At 56.8% G+C, this 16,917-nt stretch carries 15 protein-coding genes; 13 read left to right on the top strand and 2 right to left on the bottom strand.

Going from position 1 to position 16,917, the window contains the following annotated elements; all coding sequences use genetic code 11:
- Positions 1–360: 360 nt before the first annotated feature.
- The 8 genes from B2344_RS12345 to B2344_RS12310 all read left to right on the top strand — a co-directional run bounded on the left by B2344_RS12345 (position 361) and on the right by B2344_RS12310 (position 7,028).
- Positions 361–1,128 carry a DUF3450 domain-containing protein gene (locus B2344_RS12345; protein WP_034815659.1) on the top strand — a complete coding sequence of 256 codons (768 nt, stop codon included), beginning with the start codon at positions 361–363 and terminating at the stop codon, positions 1,126–1,128.
- Between the two features lie 33 nt (positions 1,129–1,161).
- The gene (locus tag B2344_RS12340) at positions 1,162–2,559 is read left to right on the top strand and encodes a MotA/TolQ/ExbB proton channel family protein (RefSeq protein ID WP_034815657.1); all 1,398 of its coding nucleotides are present in this window, start codon (positions 1,162–1,164) and stop codon (positions 2,557–2,559) included.
- 35 nt (positions 2,560–2,594) lie between these two features.
- On the top strand, positions 2,595–3,104 hold the full coding sequence (locus tag B2344_RS12335) for a MotA/TolQ/ExbB proton channel family protein (protein WP_027838575.1): 510 nt from the start codon (positions 2,595–2,597) through the stop codon (positions 3,102–3,104).
- A complete protein-coding gene (locus tag B2344_RS12330; protein WP_034815654.1) occupies positions 3,104–3,520 on the top strand; it encodes an ExbD/TolR family protein in 417 nt (138 codons plus the stop codon). Before B2344_RS12335 ends, B2344_RS12330 begins: the two co-directional genes overlap by 1 nt.
- Positions 3,521–3,531: 11 nt before the next feature.
- On the top strand, positions 3,532–3,951 hold the full coding sequence (locus B2344_RS12325) for an ExbD/TolR family protein (RefSeq protein ID WP_034815652.1): 420 nt from the start codon (positions 3,532–3,534) through the stop codon (positions 3,949–3,951).
- Positions 3,952–3,962: 11 nt separating this feature from the next.
- Positions 3,963–4,589, top strand: a complete 627-nt coding sequence (locus B2344_RS12320) for an energy transducer TonB (RefSeq protein ID WP_034815649.1) — start codon at positions 3,963–3,965, stop codon at positions 4,587–4,589.
- A gap of 284 nt (positions 4,590–4,873) precedes the next feature.
- Positions 4,874–5,425 (top strand): TonB family protein, encoded by a 552-nt coding sequence (locus B2344_RS12315; RefSeq protein ID WP_290485320.1) that lies wholly within the window; start codon positions 4,874–4,876, stop codon positions 5,423–5,425.
- Between the two features lie 199 nt (positions 5,426–5,624).
- A complete protein-coding gene (locus tag B2344_RS12310; RefSeq protein WP_206990679.1) occupies positions 5,625–7,028 on the top strand; it encodes a tetratricopeptide repeat protein in 1,404 nt (467 codons plus the stop codon).
- A gap of 54 nt (positions 7,029–7,082) precedes the next feature.
- Here B2344_RS12310 and B2344_RS12305 read toward each other — a convergent pair whose 3' ends face one another.
- The gene (locus B2344_RS12305; RefSeq protein ID WP_290485319.1) at positions 7,083–8,420 is read right to left on the bottom strand and encodes a vWA domain-containing protein; all 1,338 of its coding nucleotides are present in this window, start codon (positions 8,418–8,420) and stop codon (positions 7,083–7,085) included.
- Positions 8,421–8,432: 12 nt separating this feature from the next.
- Positions 8,433–9,413 (bottom strand): AAA family ATPase, encoded by a 981-nt coding sequence (locus B2344_RS12300; protein ID WP_290485318.1) that lies wholly within the window; start codon positions 9,411–9,413, stop codon positions 8,433–8,435.
- Between the two features lie 140 nt (positions 9,414–9,553).
- Between B2344_RS12300 and B2344_RS12295 the strand changes: the two genes are divergently transcribed.
- The 5 genes from B2344_RS12295 (at position 9,554) to atpA (ending at position 16,897) form a co-directional block, all read left to right on the top strand.
- Positions 9,554–10,525, top strand: a complete 972-nt coding sequence (locus tag B2344_RS12295) for a hypothetical protein (protein WP_290485317.1) — start codon at positions 9,554–9,556, stop codon at positions 10,523–10,525.
- Between the two features lie 70 nt (positions 10,526–10,595).
- Positions 10,596–12,386 (top strand): flavin-containing monooxygenase, encoded by a 1,791-nt coding sequence (locus tag B2344_RS12290; RefSeq protein ID WP_290485316.1) that lies wholly within the window; start codon positions 10,596–10,598, stop codon positions 12,384–12,386.
- A gap of 59 nt (positions 12,387–12,445) precedes the next feature.
- Complete coding sequence (locus B2344_RS12285; protein WP_290485315.1) at positions 12,446–14,614, top strand: primosomal protein N'; 2,169 nt, start codon at positions 12,446–12,448, stop codon at positions 14,612–14,614.
- 178 nt (positions 14,615–14,792) lie between these two features.
- A complete protein-coding gene (atpH, locus tag B2344_RS12280) occupies positions 14,793–15,353 on the top strand; it encodes an ATP synthase F1 subunit delta (protein ID WP_290485314.1) in 561 nt (186 codons plus the stop codon).
- A gap of 8 nt (positions 15,354–15,361) precedes the next feature.
- Complete coding sequence (gene atpA, locus B2344_RS12275; protein ID WP_206993225.1) at positions 15,362–16,897, top strand: F0F1 ATP synthase subunit alpha; 1,536 nt, start codon at positions 15,362–15,364, stop codon at positions 16,895–16,897.
- Positions 16,898–16,917: the final 20 nt, after the last annotated feature.

Here is a 16,917-nt window from a genome sequence, read left to right as displayed (position 1 = left end):
TTGATCGTTACTGTATCACGCCGGTTGCCAATAGGCGCGCGCCCGATATTTTCCTTACTGAATCGTAAAGCATCTTATTGATCCCCGAATTCAGGGTTGTTAGCCTTGAGGATCAAAAGTAAGGGCGTTGCGTACCCGGCGTCTGAGTGGCAAAGGGTATAAACAGAGAGCGGCCCACGCTCCAAAGCTCAGGGGAGAGGTCGGGCGTCTCTACGCCTTTCGGCTTCCACTAGACTACCAGGCCAATTGTGTGTGTGGCCATGGCATTGAAACCGGGACGTCCTCATGAGCAGGGCGCCTGACTGTCGATTTTTACGCGCAATACCTGCGCGACCGTTTGGAGAGTGAGAGGCAAACCTCATGAAGAAACTTCTGTCACCAGCTCGCGGCGTTCTCGCCGCTGCGCTGATTGCGGGCTTGGCCATGCCGGCCCAGGCCCAATTGCGCGAAGCGCTCAATACCGGCGAGCAGGCCACCCGGCGCGCCGAGCAAGTTCAGGATCAGATCAACCAGCTGGACGATGAGCGTACGGACATGGTGCGTGAATACCGCTCCCTGCTTCAGCGCCGTGACGCTGCTGACCTGTACGCCAAGCAACAGGCGCTCGTTGTAAAAAGCCAGGAAGAAGAGATCGAATCTCTGACCGAACAACTTGGTTCGATCGACGACATCACCGCCCAGACGGTTCCGATGCTTCTCGAAATGATCGAAAACCTGAAGGCATTCGTCGCTGCTGACCTCCCATTCAAGCAGGAAGAACGCACGACGCGCCTTGAGGGCCTCGACGCCGTCATGGAAACGCCGAACGTCACGCCAGCTGAACAGTATCGCCTGATCATGGATGCCTATCAGGCGGAAATGGAATACGGCCGCACGATCAGCACCTGGCAGGAAGAGATCACGCTGGACGGTAACCCGACCACGGTGGACATGTTCCTGTATGGGCGCGTTGCGCTCGTTTATGCTGCGCCAAACGGCGACGCTGCTCGGTACAACCGCACGACCGGTGAGTGGGAAGAGATCAAGGGCGGTTATGCTGCCGATATCGACAAGGCGATCCGCGTTGCACAGGCAAAAGCCCAGCAAGACGTTCTGTTCGCCCCGGTTCAGAAGTTCTCCGTCGAGTAGTCGGCAGGCACCAGAGAATTAAGAGGTAATATAATGTTGAAGTTCAATTCCTCGCTGAAGGCTCTCGGTGCAGCTACGCTGCTCGGCCTCGGCTCAATCGCGGTGTCCGCTCCGGCCTCCGCTCAATCACTCCAGGATGTTCTTGCCAAAGTCCGTCAGGACTCCAGCCAGATGTCTGCTGAAGACCAGCAGCGCCTGCGGGAATTCCAGGCTGATACTGCAGCTCAATCCCAGAAGATGGCGGACGCCCGTGGCGCTCTTGCGGCTGCAGAATCTCGCGGCCGCGCTCTGAGCGCTCAGTTTGATGCCAACGAGGCAACGCTTGCTGACCTCGAAGCTCAGGTTTCTGAGCAGGCAGGTGACTTCCAGGAACTGCTTGGTCAGTTCCGGTCCGCAGCTGGCGAAACCATGCCGGAAATTGCGAACTCCTTCGCCAACTTCGATTATCAGGGCCGCGTTGAGGGCATCGCTGAAATCGCTGAGGCTCGTACGCTTCCGAACCGCGCGCAACTTGAGCGTCTTCCGGAAGCCATGATCCAGGAAATGGTTGCTCAGTCCGAAGTAAAGTCGTTCACCGCAATGGTTGATGGCATTGGCCCGGACGCGTCGAACGCAGAAGCTGAAGTGATGCGCGTTGGCGTCTTCACCGCGGCGACCGTAGACGGCACAAAATTTGTTGAAGTGAAGAAAAAGGACAATGGAGACACGTTCCTCCAGGCGTTCAAAAAGCAGCCTTCCGGTGCTTTCGCATCTTCGATGAACAGCCTTGTCAAAGCGGGCCCGGACCAAATCGTTCGTGCGCCGGTTGACCCATCCAAGGGTAACTTGTTCGGCATTCTGGGCGACCTGCCAGAATTCGGCGATCGCCTGAAGCAGGGTGGCCCTGTTGGTGCTGTTATCATGGCGCTTCTGGCTGTTGGCCTGCTGCTCGGTCTCTACAAGATGTTCACGCTCTTCACGATGGGCGGAGCCATGCGCAAGACGGCGAAAACCCGTCAGGCTGGCGACGGCAACCCACTGGCTCGCGTGTTCGAAGCTTATGAGCAAAACAAGCAGAACGACATCGAGACGCTGGAACTCAAACTGGACGAACAGATCCTGCGCGAGAGCCCACGCATCGAGCGTTTCAACGACATCATCAAAGTGCTTGCTGCTGTTGCACCTCTGCTCGGTCTTCTCGGTACCGTTATCGGTATGATCATCACCTTTACGTCGATCACAATCTACGGTGCCGGCGATCCGAAGCTGATGGCTGGTGGTATCTCCGTTGCCCTTATGACGACCGTGTTCGGTCTCGTGGCGGCTATCCCGCTTCTTCTGGTCCATGCAGTTGTGTCCGCAATGGCACGCGGCAACCAGCAGATGCTTGACGAGCAGGCTGCTGGTCTGGTCGCCGAGAAAGCGGAATCCACGCGCGGGGCGATGGCGTAAGCCATCCCCCTCGTTCACCCGAGGAGTAACCCGATATGGGTTTTGCAGATTTACAGGCTTTCCTCGATCGTGGCGGTCCAGTGTTGCTGGTCATTATGCTTGCAACATTCTTCATGTGGGGCCTGATTTTGGAACGCGTGTTCTATTTCAGGTTCGCACATAAGCAGGTAGCCGCCGATGCGATTGCGGAGTGGCGTTCGCGCTCCGACCGGAAATCCACACTCGCGCACTGGGTAAAAGACAAGCTGGTATCAGAAGTCCGCATGAAAGCGGAACAGAATGTCCAGCTGACCAAGGCAATGGTGGCGCTTGCGCCACTGCTCGGCCTGCTGGGCACCGTGACCGGAATGGTTGCTGTGTTCGACATCATGGCGATCACCAGCGGTGCAGACGCAAAGGCCATGTCGGCCGGTGTGTCTCGTGCAACGATCCCCACGATGGCAGGTATGGTCGCCTCGCTCTCAGGCATTCTATTCACGTCCGGTATGGACCGCCGCGTTAACCGCTCGGTCCAGCAGGTCGAAGATGCGATGGAGATTAGCTGATGCGAGGACGTACACACAGAGCACCGGAAGAGGCGAATGTTGACCTCACGCCCATGTTGGACGTGGTCTTCATCCTGCTGATCTTCTTCATCGTGACCTCGACTTTTGCCCAGGAAGAGACGATCGGCCTTGAGCCTCCGCCTCCGCCTTCGCCAGATCAGCAGGACCAGCCGCAAGTTCCGGCTATCCTGATTTATATCGACGAGTCGAACCTGATCACGGTCAATGGCCGCGTCACTGACATCGGATCTGTTCGTGCCAATATTGAGCGCGTGCGGGCCGAGAACCCGGAAAGCCAGGTTGTGATCCAGGCTCATCCGAAGTCGAGAAACGGGGTAATCGTCCTTATCCGGGACGCCGCCTATAACGCTGGCTACACGACAGGGGTGAACCTTGTCCTGTCGCAGACAGAGTAGAGGAGCACCGCATGGCACGCAGAAAACGTCAATCGATGGCCGGCGGTGGAGGAGCTGAGGATGATGTAAACCTCACTCCAATGCTGGATGTGGTCTTCATCCTGCTGATCTTCTTCATTGTTACGGCTCAGTTCATCAAGGAACCCGGCGTCGATATCGTCCGGCCCGAAGTGGACAACAAGGCAATCGCCAAGCCGCTTGCGATCTTGGTTGCGATCAATGCTGAAAGCCAGATCTACATCGACAAGAAGGAAGTCTCGCCAGATGAGGTGTCCTTTACGCTGAAACAGATGCGTGAAGACAATCCTCGTGGTAAGATTGTCATTCAAGCCGATGTAGCTTCAGAAGCTGAAGTGCTCGTCGATCTGATGGAGACCATCAACAAGCTTGATGGTTCGACCGTGATCGACGTGTCGGCGTCGAGAGAATAGGAGACATTCACATGCTAAATAATCCTTTTCTTCGCCTCTTGATTGCACTCGGTATCGCTATTCCGATCGTGTACGCACTCTTCATGATGATGAGTTATCTCATCAGCGTGAAAGAAGTGAAACTTGATCAGAGCGAACAGCGGGTCCTGTCGGCGATTACGCCACAACAGCAGGATGCCGATGTCCGGGTGCGTCAGCGCTCGAAGCCGAAGCGGATCGATTCCGCCCAGAAGCCGCCTCCACCGCCGAAAGTTTCGGCAACCAAGTCTCAGATCAATCTGCCAACGCCCCGTATTGAGGGTGCTGCGCCGACGGATCTGAACCTTGGCCGGATGAACTCTCTGGCAATCGACCCGGTCGCAATTTCTGACCGGGATGCCCAGCCAATCCGTCCGCCAGCCCCGTCTTATCCGCAACGTGCGGCAGAGCGTGGCACGGAAGGCAGCTGTGATGTTCGCTTCGATGTGGATACACGCGGTCGTCCGTACAACATCTCTGCCACTTGCACAGATAGTGTTTTCAAGCGGGAAGCAGAACGGGCTGTCAGCAAGGTTGAATTTGCTCCGAAGATCATTCGCGGTAAAGCGGCCGAGCGTCGCAATGTGGTATATCCATTGGAGTTCAAACTGGCCGACTAAGGCCTGTTCGACGACGAAATTTGAAAAGGGCGCTCCAGGGAGCGCCCTTTTTTGATTCCGGATTGTGTCTCCAAAAAGCTTTTGCTTGCCGCTAGGGAGTAGTAATGATATAAAGTAACAAAAACAGAGGAAGTGAAATGTCAGCCAGTTTGAATTCGAGCACGGGAACCGCGCTATCCTTCGGTGAAGAATGGCGCTCACGGTTTCCAATCCAATCCGACCCCGGTCGGTTTCTCATGGCCTCCATTCCTGCCGCTGCTGTCACAATTGGCTTGTTCGCAATCATGAACCATTTGATCCATGTGGACGAAGTGAGACTGGCAACGCCATCGGAGCGCATTTGGGACAAGATCGTATTCGACGCGGACCCGATGGAAGATCCGGTGAGACCAGATCGTCTCGTATTCGAGCCTATTGAGGTCAAAACACCTCCCCCTCCACCGAGAGTGACAATGTCACCTTCAGGCGTGGGTATGCCGCCCATCGTGAATGTTGGCGGCGTGCCGACGCGCACACCCATCGGGTCCCTTGGTCCCATCATTACAACAGCAAGCCCCGTTGGAGACCGAACCCCTGTGCCCGTCCGGCCTCCATTGCCAGCGTATCCGAGCGCGATGGCCAAACGAAACGTGGAAGGTGATTGCGTCGTTCGCTTCAATCTGACGGCTCGAGGTCTGCCCTTTGATGTTACCGCTGAATGCACGCCCTCAGGTTTCGAATCGGAGGCCCGTCGGTCCGTCTCCAGGGCAGAGTTCCTCCCACAAATTATTGACGGACAAGCACAGGAATCGCGCGGTCTGACCTACCCGCTCGAATTCCGCCTTAATGAGGAGTGATAATCATTAAAACCCTGTAGTACATCGTTGACGCACCGTGTCGCTTGCACCCATATTCGGCACGAAACGTAACAGATTTACACTCGGACGACGCGCGAGCATAAAAAGCCTTATAAAGCGCGCGGAAGTCCTTGATCCGACCGGTCAATTCCGGTTGAAAGAGCTGAACCCCGCGGTCCCTGCGGACAGGAGAGGAATTATGGGATTTAAAGCTACCCTGAAAGGTGCCGTTCTTGCCGGCATGATGGCAGCATTTGGTGCCGGCGCCGCTATGGCGCAGGCGGCTTGTGAAGAGACTCAGTTTTCATCTAAGACCGGGGAAACCTATCTGAAGGCCGAACAGGCCGCGATGACGAACAAGGACTTCAATGCCGCGGCACAGGCTCTCGGCCAGCTGAAGGCGATGGAGCTCAATTGCTACGAGGAAGGCGCAGTTCTCAAACTGTCCGCCTATATCAACATCGAACGCGGAGATCGTCAGGGCGCCATTCGCGACCTGATGTCGGCGCTCGACAAGGGCTACATCCCGGCGAAAGACGCCGCGCAAACCTATTACAATATTGCCCAGATCTACCTGCAGGATGAGAACGTCGAGAAGTCGCTCGAATACATGCAGAAGTGGCAACAGGCTGGCGGCAAGCCAGACCGTCAGCAGAAGTGGCAGCTTGCTGTCCTCTACCAGCGCGTCGATGATTTCCGCACGGCCATCAAATGGACCGAAGAAGTCAAGCGTGATGACGGCAATAACTACAAGCAGGAAGTCTATGACCTGCTGATCTATCTCTACAACGCGGTAGACGACAAAGCGAAGCTCGCGGCGGTTCTGGAAGAAGTTCTGGTTCGCAACCCGACAGAACGGAAGTATTGGGACGCGATTGCCGGCAACTATTTTGCGGCCGATGAAGAGCGTAAAGCCTTTGAAGTGCAGAAAGCCATGTATCTGGCGGGCCTGCTGACAAAGGAAGACGAGATCATGCGGGTTGTGAACTTTTACAACCGCTTCAACGCGCCTTACCACGCCGCTCAAATTCTTGAGAAAGAAATGAATGCTGGCCGAGTGACGAAGTCTCTCAAAAACCTCGAATTGCTTGCGAACCTTTATCAGGTTGCTCGTGAGCACGAAAAGGCGATCCCGGTCATCCGCCAGGCAGCTGATGCTGGTGGTGGCGGTGCCATGCTCGAACGTCTCGGCCGGTCTTATGCTGACCTCCAGAAATGGGAAGAGACCGAAGACGCGCTCCAGCAAGCACTCAAAATGGGTGGCCTCAAGGATCGTGCGACGGCCTATGTGATGATCGGCCAGTCTCGTTATGAGCGGGAGGATCGGTCCGGTGCACGTGAAGCGTTTCGCCAGGCAGGTAACCGCGCAGGTCGCAGCTGGCTGCAGTTCATGGACTCTGAAGAAGCCACCGCTGATGCGCTGGTCTGTTTTGAAGTCCAGTCGGCTTATCTCAATGTCGAGAACGAAGCGAAGATTTGTAAGCGTCTCGCGGTTCTCGGTGAAGAGAATGTCCCGGAAAACTGCAAGACGGTGCCCGAGCGCCTTACGGCAGCTCAGGAAAAGTTCAACAACACACCGGAGTGCCGCGCACAGCGTTCTTAGGTGTTCGTTTGAGCCCAACGAAGAACCCCAGCCATCGCGCTGGGGTTTTTTGATTCAGGAATACGCGCTCAGTACGTCATCTACGGCGCGCTCAAGATCCTTGAGGGTGGCGACATGGCTCATGGTCGAGCAGTAGGGCCTGTAGCGCGGAATTTCACTATCCCCTGTGCCCCACGCAGCCAGCGGCTCTGGATTTAGCCAGATGGTGCGCTTGGCGCGCGAGGCGAAGCCTCGGAACAGATCTGTTCGTGGATCGTCATAGTTCGAACGGCCGTCGCCAAGAACGATGATGGTTGTTCGCCGATCGACCAGCGCTTCGTGATCTTTCTTCAAATCAGACCAGGCCTGGCCATAGTCAGTGGACCCCATGCCGGCCACACGGATGATAATATCCATCGCGTGCTCAAAGGGATTGTCTGCCAGAATATCGTCCACCTCGACCAGCTTGTTGGAAAAGGCAAAGGCATGCATGTCCGGAACGACGTCCTTCATGGACCATAACAACAACAGCAAAAAGCGAACATAGCGGGCCACGGAACCGGAAACGTCGCAAATCACGACGATCTTGGGCCGCTCCCGCTTCTTCTGGCGCCACACAACGTTGAATGGCACGCCATCAACGCCAGCATTTGCGCGCATGGTGCGGCGTATGTCGAGCTGGCCACGATTTTTCTTTCTCCGCCGGCGTGAGTGTTTCACAGCAAGCCGCTTGGCGATCCGTGCGACAAGCACTTTCATTCTCGCCATGTCGCTCAACTCAATAGCCGACAGCTTCTTGTTTTCCGCAAATTCATTGCGGAACTGTTCAGTCTCGCCCTTGCCGAAAATATCATAGCTTCGTTGGACCCGCTCGCGCGCCCGCTTGGTCAGTTCGCGTCGCATCTCGATCAGGCGTTCAGCTTCAGCTTCGCCTTCCTCGCTGCGCTCATCGAACGCCTGCATCATGCGTTCCTGCAGTTTCTCTCCCCCCATCTGCTTGAGCATTTGTTGGGCGTAGTAGGCGATCTGCGTTGAAAATCGGATATCGTCCGCATCGACTGCCTCGGCGGCGCGCTCAAGTGCAGCGGCGATCGCGACCTCATCTCCGGAATCCATCAACTCGACAGGGTCAGGCTGGCCTGAGGGTGAGTCCCGTGATGCATCGCCGTCGGAGTCAGACTTGTCCGCACTCGAAAGATTTCGCTTGGCAAAAAAGGAATCGAACAACTCGTCAAACGTAATGGCCTCATCCGGAGATTTGGCCAGCGTGCACCGGAGGGAATCCTTCAGGCGGGTGCGGTCAGCATAGCCTGCGACGGATACAGCGCGTGCCGCGTCCAATGCCTCACCGGTTGATACCCGCACATCTGATGCGCGCAGGGCCCGAATGAAGCTGGTGATCTGACGGTCCATATCAGTTTCGGATCAGCGTGTGATCTGTCCCGCATCGGCAGGTTTGCCATTGGTCGCTTCACGGACAAGTTTTGGTACATCTCCGGACACGACGGCAATGTCGCTCTCATGCTTGAGCAATACATTCAGCGTGTCCTTGACGAAGCGCTCATCGAGGGCATTTGCGTGGAGCAACAGCAATGTTTTCGCCCAATCGACAGTCTCGGCAATCGAAGGCTGCTTCTTTATGTCCAGGTCTCGCACCGACTGAACGAAGCTGACCATCTGGTTGAGCAAGTTTTTCGAGATGCCTTCCACGCGCGCTTGCACAATGCGCTGCTCGCGCTTGTGGTCCGGGAAACCGATATGAAGGTGCAGGCAGCGCCGCTTCAAGGCATCTCCCAATTCGCGTACATTATTTGAAGTCAGAATAACTATCGGCGGAACATTGGCCTTGATCGTGCCGATCTCCGGTACGGTTACCTGGTAGTCTGACAGGACTTCGAGCAAAAAGGCTTCAAATTCCTCATCAGACTTGTCGATCTCGTCGACCAGGAGAACGCTGCCTGCGGACTGGCGCATGGCGGTCAGCAGGGGGCGAGCCTCGAGAAACTGTTCCGAAAAGAAAAGGTCTTCAAAGGAACCGAGTTTGGCCAGCGAGGATTCGAGCGATTTCTCATCGCCGACGACCTCGTTCAGCTTTTCCTTGAGCAACTGAGTGTAGAGGAGCTGCTTGCCATACTTCCACTCATACAGCGCTTTGCCTTCATCAAGTCCCTCATAGCATTGCAGGCGCAGCAGTGGCACGTCCAGCCAACGCGAAAGCGAGGCAGCGAGATCGGTTTTGCCGACGCCTGCAGGCCCTTCAATCAAGATCGGTTTGCGCAGGCCAAGTGCCAGGAAAACAGCAGTCGAGATCTGCTGAGTCGAAATGTAGCCGACGGATTCGAGGCCAGACGTGATCGCTTCAATCGACGTCATGGGCTCATAGCCGGTGGAGATTGTTTTTGTCATCCCTGAAAGGGGTAGGGGCGCTGGCTGAAACTGGCAAGATGTATCGCTGGGGTAGGCATTCGGTCGTCTACGTAGTGTGCCGGATTATTTCAGCGGTCAGTATTGCGATAGATTGCGCCCTAGACACAGGAGGTTGGATGGTGAGCGACGTACAAAAACTGCAGGTTCGCGAAGCCGTGGGCGTGTTTGAATCCGAGGATGCCCTGCAAGCGGCCATCGACGACCTTCTGTCCCACGGGTTCAATCGAGCCGAGATATCGCTGCTCGCAGCAACAGATAGTGTGGAAAAGAAGCTTGGACACGCTTATCGGAGGGTCGCTGAAATCGAGGACGATTTTTCCGCGCCCCGGATCGCCTATGTGGCAGAGGAGGATGTTGGCAACGCAGAGGGCGCGGTGATTGGCGGCCTCATCTACATTGGTGCGGTTGCAGGCCTCATTCCGGTTGTGGCGTCCGGTGGTGCTATGGCTGCTGCGCTCGCGGCATTGGTTCTCGGCGGCGGAAGCGGCGCCGCTATTGGCGCTGTGTTGGCAAAGCTGATTGGTAAAGAGCATGGCGAATATGTTGCCGATCAGATCAAGCACGGTGGCCTGACCCTCTGGGTTCGAACATGGAATGCGGGGGATGAGCGTCGCGCAGTGCAAATACTAAAGGCTCATTCGGGCAAGGATGTTCATCTGCACGGCCTTCCAGACCATGGCTATGCTCCAAAGGCGCCGGTGCTTACCGTTCGGGCGAGTGATCAACAAGATGAGACGATTGTCGACGACGGTAGCGGCGTTTTCTATGTATCAGGCAAGATATTCCCAGATCGTGCCGCCGCAGAATCGTACCTGGCGCGGCAGCTATATCTTGAGAAACTGTACCAATCCAGTCGATCGCTGGACATCGACCTCGACGCGGCAATGCTCGATCCCGCGTCTGTATTCCATTCGGTCGGTGACCTCATGCGGATACCCTGTTCGGACGAGATCAAGCTCGAACTGCTGCATCGCTGGGCCTATGATGTAAGGATGCTTGAAGTGGCCGATGATGAAGGCATGACAGGCCCCTCCAGGGCAGATCTCATGCAGGAAATAGAACGTGCCATTTTGAACTTGAAACCTGCTTGATTTCCGTTTGGGGAAGGTCGGCAAGGTGATCCTATAAGCGGACCTAATCCGCATACTTATGGGGTAGGAAATGAGCATCACCGCGCTGGACAAGGACAAGATCAAGCAGAAGTACCGCGCCGAGCGTGACAAGCGGATCAGGCCCGAGGGAAACGCCCAGTACAAGCGACTGGCCGAATTCGAAGACCTGTCCGATGATCCCCATATGCCCGTGATCGAGCGGGCGCCTGTAACAGATCATGTGAAGTTTGCCTTTATTGGTGGTGGGTTTGCCGGCCTCGTTGTCGGCGCTCGGCTCAAACGGGCCGGTATTGATGATGTCCGAATTGTCGAAAAAGGCGGCGACTTTGGCGGCACCTGGTATTGGAACCGCTATCCGGGTGCGCAATGTGATACAGCGTCGATGATCTATATGCCCCTGCTCGAAGAGACAGGGCATATGCCCACCGAGAAATACGCCCATGCCCCGGAAATCCGAGACCACTGCAAACGCATCGCGTCGCAGTTCGATCTCTACGACAAGGCGCTATTCCATACCGAAGTAACGGCGCTGGAATGGAATGATGCCGCGAGTCACTGGCTGGTGCGCACCTCTCGCGGCGATGCATTCACGGCAAAATATGTGGGTATGGGGACCGGGCCGCTGCACGTCGCGAAACTGCCCGGCATCCCCGGTATTGAATCGTTCGGCGGAAAGGCGTTTCACACCAGTCGGTGGGACTACGACTATACCGGCGGCGATCCGTCCGGTGCTCATATGGACAAGCTTGCCGACAAGCGGGTCGCACTGATCGGGACGGGCGCCACATCGATCCAGTGCGTACCGCACCTGGCCAAGTCAGCGAAACAATTGCTGGTGTTCCAGCGTACACCATCCTCCGTGGACGTTCGGAACAATGCGCCTATTGACCCGGACTGGTTCAAGGAAGTCGCGGGGCCGGGCTGGCAACAGCGCTGGTACGACATTTTCGTGGAAAACCAGTCGCAGGGCTTGCCGGAGACAGATCTCGTAATGGACGGCTGGACCGAATTATCGCGCCGCATCCGCGAGAAAGTCATGGCGCTTCCCCCGAGTGAGTGGACGCCCCAGAACATGATGGTTGCCTTCGAAGATGCCGACTTTGAAAAGATGGAGGAAATCCGTAGCCGCGTGGATTCTATCGTCGAAGATTCCGAAACCGCAGGCAAGCTGAAAGCGTGGTACCGTCAACTCTGCAAACGTCCGTGCTTTCACGACTCCTATTTGCAAGCATTCAACGAGCCGGGCACGCAACTCGTCGACACAGACGGTCAGGGAGTTGAGCGGATAACCGAGACGGGTTTGGTCGCCAATGGTTTGGAGTATGAAGTCGATTGCATCATCTATGCGTCGGGCTTCGAGGTGGGGTCGACCTATACATCGCGCGCTGGCTTTGATCTTGTCGGTCGGGACGGGCAGATACTTTCGGACTGTTGGCGTGACGGTATGCGCACGCTACATGGCAATCAGGTTCACGGGTTTCCAAACGCCTTCATTGTCCAGCCAAGTCAGGCAGCGAACCTGATCTCCAATGTGCCGCATAACATCGTGGACCATGCAAACACCATCTCCGCGATTGTGTCGCACACGGAGAAAAATGGATTTTCTGAAGTCGAGCCGACCGACACGGCTCAGGATGCCTGGGTCGACCTTGTGCTGAGTGGTTCTGGCATGATGATCGGATCCCCCGACTGTACTCCCGGTTACTACAACAATGAAGGCAAGGGCCTGACGGAACTGAACAAGTATGCGGTTGGGCATCCGGGCGGCCCGCGCGCTTATTTTGCACATATTTCCGCTTGGCGACAGAGTGGTGAGTTTGAAGGTGTGGAGTTTCGCTGACGCCTGCGAATGTCGAGAGGGGTTCGACACTATAAGGGGGACGCGCTAGGGAATTGCCCATGCCTGTCGCCCGGATTCTCTTTCCATTGCCGTTGCCCGAACCATTCGATTATGCGGTTCCGGACGGGCTCGACGTTCAGGAAGGCTCTTATGTCGCGGCGCCGCTCGGCAAGTATGAACGGCTGGGCGTTGTACTGGAGTTATTGCCAGACAGTGCAGGCGAAGGTCGGAAACTGAAAGACGTGGGTGGAGTCTATCCAACGCCAGCCATGACGGCTGCCATGCGGGAATTCGTCCAATGGGCTGCGCGTTACACAGTTTCTCATCCGGGACATGTATTGGGTATGGCGCTGCGCTCGCGGGGGGGGCTTGAGCCGTCACCTACGGAGACGGTCTATCACCTGACCGGTGAGTCACCCCCACGTGTCACCGAAGCCCGCACCAAACTGATCGAGGCAGCCGAGCAGCTGGGCGCTCAGACTGCCTCGACGCTTGCCGAGGCAGCAGGCGTGTCGTCTGGCGTCGTGAAGGGACTGGCTGAAGCGGGCGTGTTGCGGGCTCGATCCATGCAGACAGATCTTCCGTTTGATGTGCCATCACCTGACTTGCCAGGCGCTACGCTGACAGACGAACAGTCTGAGGCTGCTGAAGCGTTGAAGCAGGCCGTGAGCGCGCGCGGCTTTTCTACCTTCCTGATTGATGGTGTCACCGGCTCGGGAAAAACCGAAGTCTATTTCGAGGCCATCGCAGAGTCTTTGCGAACGGACCTGGAGGCGCAGATACTGGTTCTATTGCCGGAAATTGCTCTGACGCAGGCCATTCTGTCTCGGTTCGAAGTGCGGTTTGGTGCCAAGCCGGCGCCTTGGCATTCCGGCTTGTCCGACAAGGAACGCCGCCGGACGTGGCGGGAAGTGGCGCATGGTCGTGCCCGCATTGTAATCGGGGCGCGATCCGCCCTGTTCCTGCCATTCCATAAGCTGAAACTCATCATCATCGATGAAGAACATGATGGCAGCTATAAACAGGAAGACGGAGTCACCTATCATGCGCGCGATATGGCGGTGATGCGCGCGAAGCTCGAAGAGGCAATTGTCGTGCTTGCCTCTGCGACGCCCGCGCTTGAGACAGTGGTGAACGCCGAGACAGGCCGGTATCACCGCCTGCAACTGTCCGCGCGTCCGGGTGCTGCACGATTGCCGGATGTTGATCTGGTTGACTTGCGCCGCGCGCCGCCAGAGCGAAATCACTGGCTGTCGCCTCACCTGATACATGCCATGCAGGAAACGCTGGCGGTGGGCGAACAAACTCTCTTGTTTCTCAACCGCCGGGGTTACGCCCCCCTGGTGCTCTGCAAGAGTTGCGGTGAACGTTTAAAGACACCCGGTACAGAGAACTGGCTGACCGAGCACCGTTATACGGGGCGTCTGGTGTGTCATGTGACCGGCTATTCCATTCCCAAGCCAAAGGCCTGTCCCCATTGCGGGGCCGCTGACTCGCTGATGGGGGTTGGGCCGGGCGTCGAGCGCGTGGCCGAAGAGGTCAGAACCCTGCTGCCGGACGCACGCATCGAAATCTTTTCTTCCGATACTGCACAGGGTGGCGAAGCGACGCGCGGCATCGTGGAACGAATGGAGCAGGGTGAAATTGATGTCCTGATCGGCACGCAGATCGTGGCCAAGGGACACAATTTCCCAAATCTTACCCTGGTTGGTGTTGTAGATGCTGACAGCGGCATGAAGGGCGGAGACTTGCGCGCTGGTGAGCGGACCTACCAATTGCTCAGCCAGGTTGCGGGCAGGGCAGGGCGGGCCGAGCGCCCCGGGCGCGCACTGGTTCAGACTTATGCGCCCGACAATCCTGCCATGATGGCGCTGGCCGACAATAACCGTGACGGATTTTTGCAGATCGAGCGGGAAGTTCGCGCGGAACTTGGCCTCCCGCCATTTGGACGACTCGCCGCAATGATTCTGTCTGCGCCGTCTGCGCAGCAAGTGGATGAAATCGCGCTGCAAATCATACAGCAAGCGCCCAATGGTGAGGGCGTTGAGGTTTTCGGGCCAGCGCCCGCTCCAATCGCCGTGCTCAGGGGCCGTCACCGTCGGCGCTTTCTCGTGAAATCGCCCAAGAACATTGACCTTTCAGCCTATATGGCAGCATGGATCGCTCGGTTGAGGCTGCCAAATGCGGTGAGGATGTCAGTCGACATTGATCCTTACTCTTTCCTGTAAGCCCATGGTTTTGCAGTGAATGCCATTTCGCCGCATACATTGCGTCTTTGGCTCTGTTGTCAGGCTGAAAGACTGATGCTAAGCGGCGCACAGTTTGTATGGGCGCGTGCCGAAGGGTGCGGTGCCTTGCTTTGTATTTCCGGTCGATTTGGCCGACTCAACCACGGACGACAGAACCTTGGCTGCATCTAAAGTGACACAAGCGAGCGAAGCTGCCCGGCGCTATGCCAGCGCTCTGTTCGACCTTGCTCAGGACAAGGGTGAGCTCGCCAGTGTCCACAAGGATTTTCAGGCTTTTGCAAAGCTCCCGGGAGAGGCTAAAGACCTCGCCACACTGATGGCGTCTCCGGCCTTTTCTGCAGATGAAAAAGTTTCTGGCCTGTCGGCAATCATGAAAAAGGCCGGCTTCTCCGGACTTCTCGTGAATTTCGTGGGCGTAATGGCACGCAATGGCCGTTCTCAGGATGTTCTGGGTGCCCAAATCGCCTTTGACGAATTGTATGCGAAACAGCGCGGCGTGAAGCGCGCCGTTGTTCGAACCGCAAAGGAAATGTCTGGTGCCGAGCGCCAGCGTATCGAATCTATCCTCGCAAAGGCCGTTGGCGGCGAGGTCGAATTGTCCAGTGAGGTTGATCCCTCGCTGATCGGCGGCATTCAGCTGCGCATCGGCTCTCAGCTCGTTGACGCAAGCCTTGCTGCCAAACTTGATCGCATGAACACCGCCATGAAGGGAGCATGAGTAGCTCGATGGACATCTCACCAGCAGAAATTTCGGGCATCCTGAAATCGCAGATCGAAAACTTTGGCGTTGAAGCTGAAGTTTCCGATGTCGGTCAGGTTCTGTCAGTTGGCGACGGTATCGCCCGCATCTACGGTCTCGACAGCGTACAGGCTGGCGAAATGGTTGAATTCGACGGCGGCATCAAAGGCATGGCGCTGAACCTTGAAAGCGACAATGTCGGCGTCGTGATTTTCGGCGACGACCGTTCGATCAAGGAAGGCGACACCGTCAAACGTCTCGACGAGATCGTGGCCGCGCCGGTAGGCAAAGGCCTGCTCGGTCGCGTCGTGAACCCGCTGGGTGAGCCAATCGACGGCAAGGGCCCGCTGACCGACGTTGCTGAGCGCGCACGTGTTGACGTAAAGGCCCCGGGCATCATCCCGCGCAAATCCGTTCACGAGCCCATGATGACGGGTATCAAGGCTATTGATGCCATGATCCCGGTTGGCCGCGGTCAGCGCGAACTCGTCATTGGTGATCGCCAGACCGGCAAGACCGCCGTGTGTATCGACACCATCCTGAACCAGAAGCCAACCAATGACGCCGCCAAGAGCGAAAGCGAAAAGCTGTTCTGTGTGTATGTCGCTATCGGTCAGAAGCGTTCTACCGTGGCCCAGGTCGTCAAGACACTCGAAGAGCGCGGCGCCCTCGACTACACGATCGTCGTCTCCGCAACGGCTTCCGAGCCGGCTCCGCTCCAGTACCTTGCACCCTTCACCGGCTGCGCCATGGGTGAGTGGTTCCGCGACAACGGCATGCATGCCCTGATCATTTATGATGACCTGTCCAAGCAGGCTGTGGCGTATCGCCAGATGTCCCTGCTGTTGCGTCGTCCTCCAGGTCGCGAAGCTTATCCGGGCGACGTGTTCTACCTTCACAGCCGCCTGCTTGAGCGCGCCGCCAAAATGGGCGATGCGGCTGGCAACGGCTCCCTGACGGCCCTGCCAATCATTGAAACCCAGGCCAACGACGTGTCGGCCTACATCCCGACGAACGTGATCTCGATCACCGATGGCCAGATCTTCCTTGAAACGGACCTGTTCTACCAAGGTATCCGCCCAGCCGTGAACGTCGGCCTGTCGGTGTCCCGTGTGGGGTCGGCTGCTCAGACCAAGGCGATGAAGAAGGTCGCCGGTTCGATGAAGGGTGAACTCGCTCAGTATCGCGAAATGGCTGCCTTTGCGAAATTCGGCTCTGACCTCGACGCCGCAACTCAGCGCCTGCTGAACCGTGGTGCGCGTCTGACCGAGCTCCTGAAGCAGCCACAATACTCGCCGTTGCTGATGGAAGAACAGGTCTTCGTGATCTATGCCGGTACACGCGGCTATCTCGACAAGGTCGAGCTGAAAGACGTCACCCGGTACGAGAAAGAGCTGCTTGCTCACATTCGCGGTGCCAAGACGGATCTCTTGTCGAAAATTCGTGAGGAAAAAGCCCTCACGGACGACATCGAAGCCGGCATCAAAAAGACGCTCGACGACTTCACGGCGAAATTCGCCTGATATCACCCGCAGATTGAGAA

Origin of the sequence: Hyphomonas sp. UBA3195 (genome assembly GCF_002366485.1) — a bacterium.
GTDB lineage: Bacteria > Pseudomonadota > Alphaproteobacteria > Caulobacterales > Hyphomonadaceae > Hyphomonas.
Note: the sequence above shows the minus strand (reverse complement) of the source record. Positions and strands in the feature narration are given on the sequence as shown.

Coding starts and splice junctions, on each gene's coding strand:
- B2344_RS12335 (WP_027838575.1), top strand. CDS start 2,595: ATGGGTTTTGCAGATTTACAGGCTTTCCTCGATCGTGGCGGTCCAGTG.
- B2344_RS12300 (WP_290485318.1), bottom strand. CDS start 9,413: ATGACAAAAACAATCTCCACCGGCTATGAGCCCATGACGTCGATTGAA.
- B2344_RS12340 (WP_034815657.1), top strand. CDS start 1,162: ATGTTGAAGTTCAATTCCTCGCTGAAGGCTCTCGGTGCAGCTACGCTG.
- B2344_RS12345 (WP_034815659.1), top strand. CDS start 361: ATGAAGAAACTTCTGTCACCAGCTCGCGGCGTTCTCGCCGCTGCGCTG.
- B2344_RS12320 (WP_034815649.1), top strand. CDS start 3,963: ATGCTAAATAATCCTTTTCTTCGCCTCTTGATTGCACTCGGTATCGCT.
- B2344_RS12290 (WP_290485316.1), top strand. CDS start 10,596: ATGAGCATCACCGCGCTGGACAAGGACAAGATCAAGCAGAAGTACCGC.
- atpA (WP_206993225.1), top strand. CDS start 15,362: ATGGACATCTCACCAGCAGAAATTTCGGGCATCCTGAAATCGCAGATC.
- B2344_RS12305 (WP_290485319.1), bottom strand. CDS start 8,420: ATGGACCGTCAGATCACCAGCTTCATTCGGGCCCTGCGCGCATCAGAT.
- B2344_RS12330 (WP_034815654.1), top strand. CDS start 3,104: ATGCGAGGACGTACACACAGAGCACCGGAAGAGGCGAATGTTGACCTC.
- B2344_RS12310 (WP_206990679.1), top strand. CDS start 5,625: ATGGGATTTAAAGCTACCCTGAAAGGTGCCGTTCTTGCCGGCATGATG.
- B2344_RS12325 (WP_034815652.1), top strand. CDS start 3,532: ATGGCACGCAGAAAACGTCAATCGATGGCCGGCGGTGGAGGAGCTGAG.
- B2344_RS12285 (WP_290485315.1), top strand. CDS start 12,446: ATGCCTGTCGCCCGGATTCTCTTTCCATTGCCGTTGCCCGAACCATTC.
- B2344_RS12315 (WP_290485320.1), top strand. CDS start 4,874: ATGAACCATTTGATCCATGTGGACGAAGTGAGACTGGCAACGCCATCG.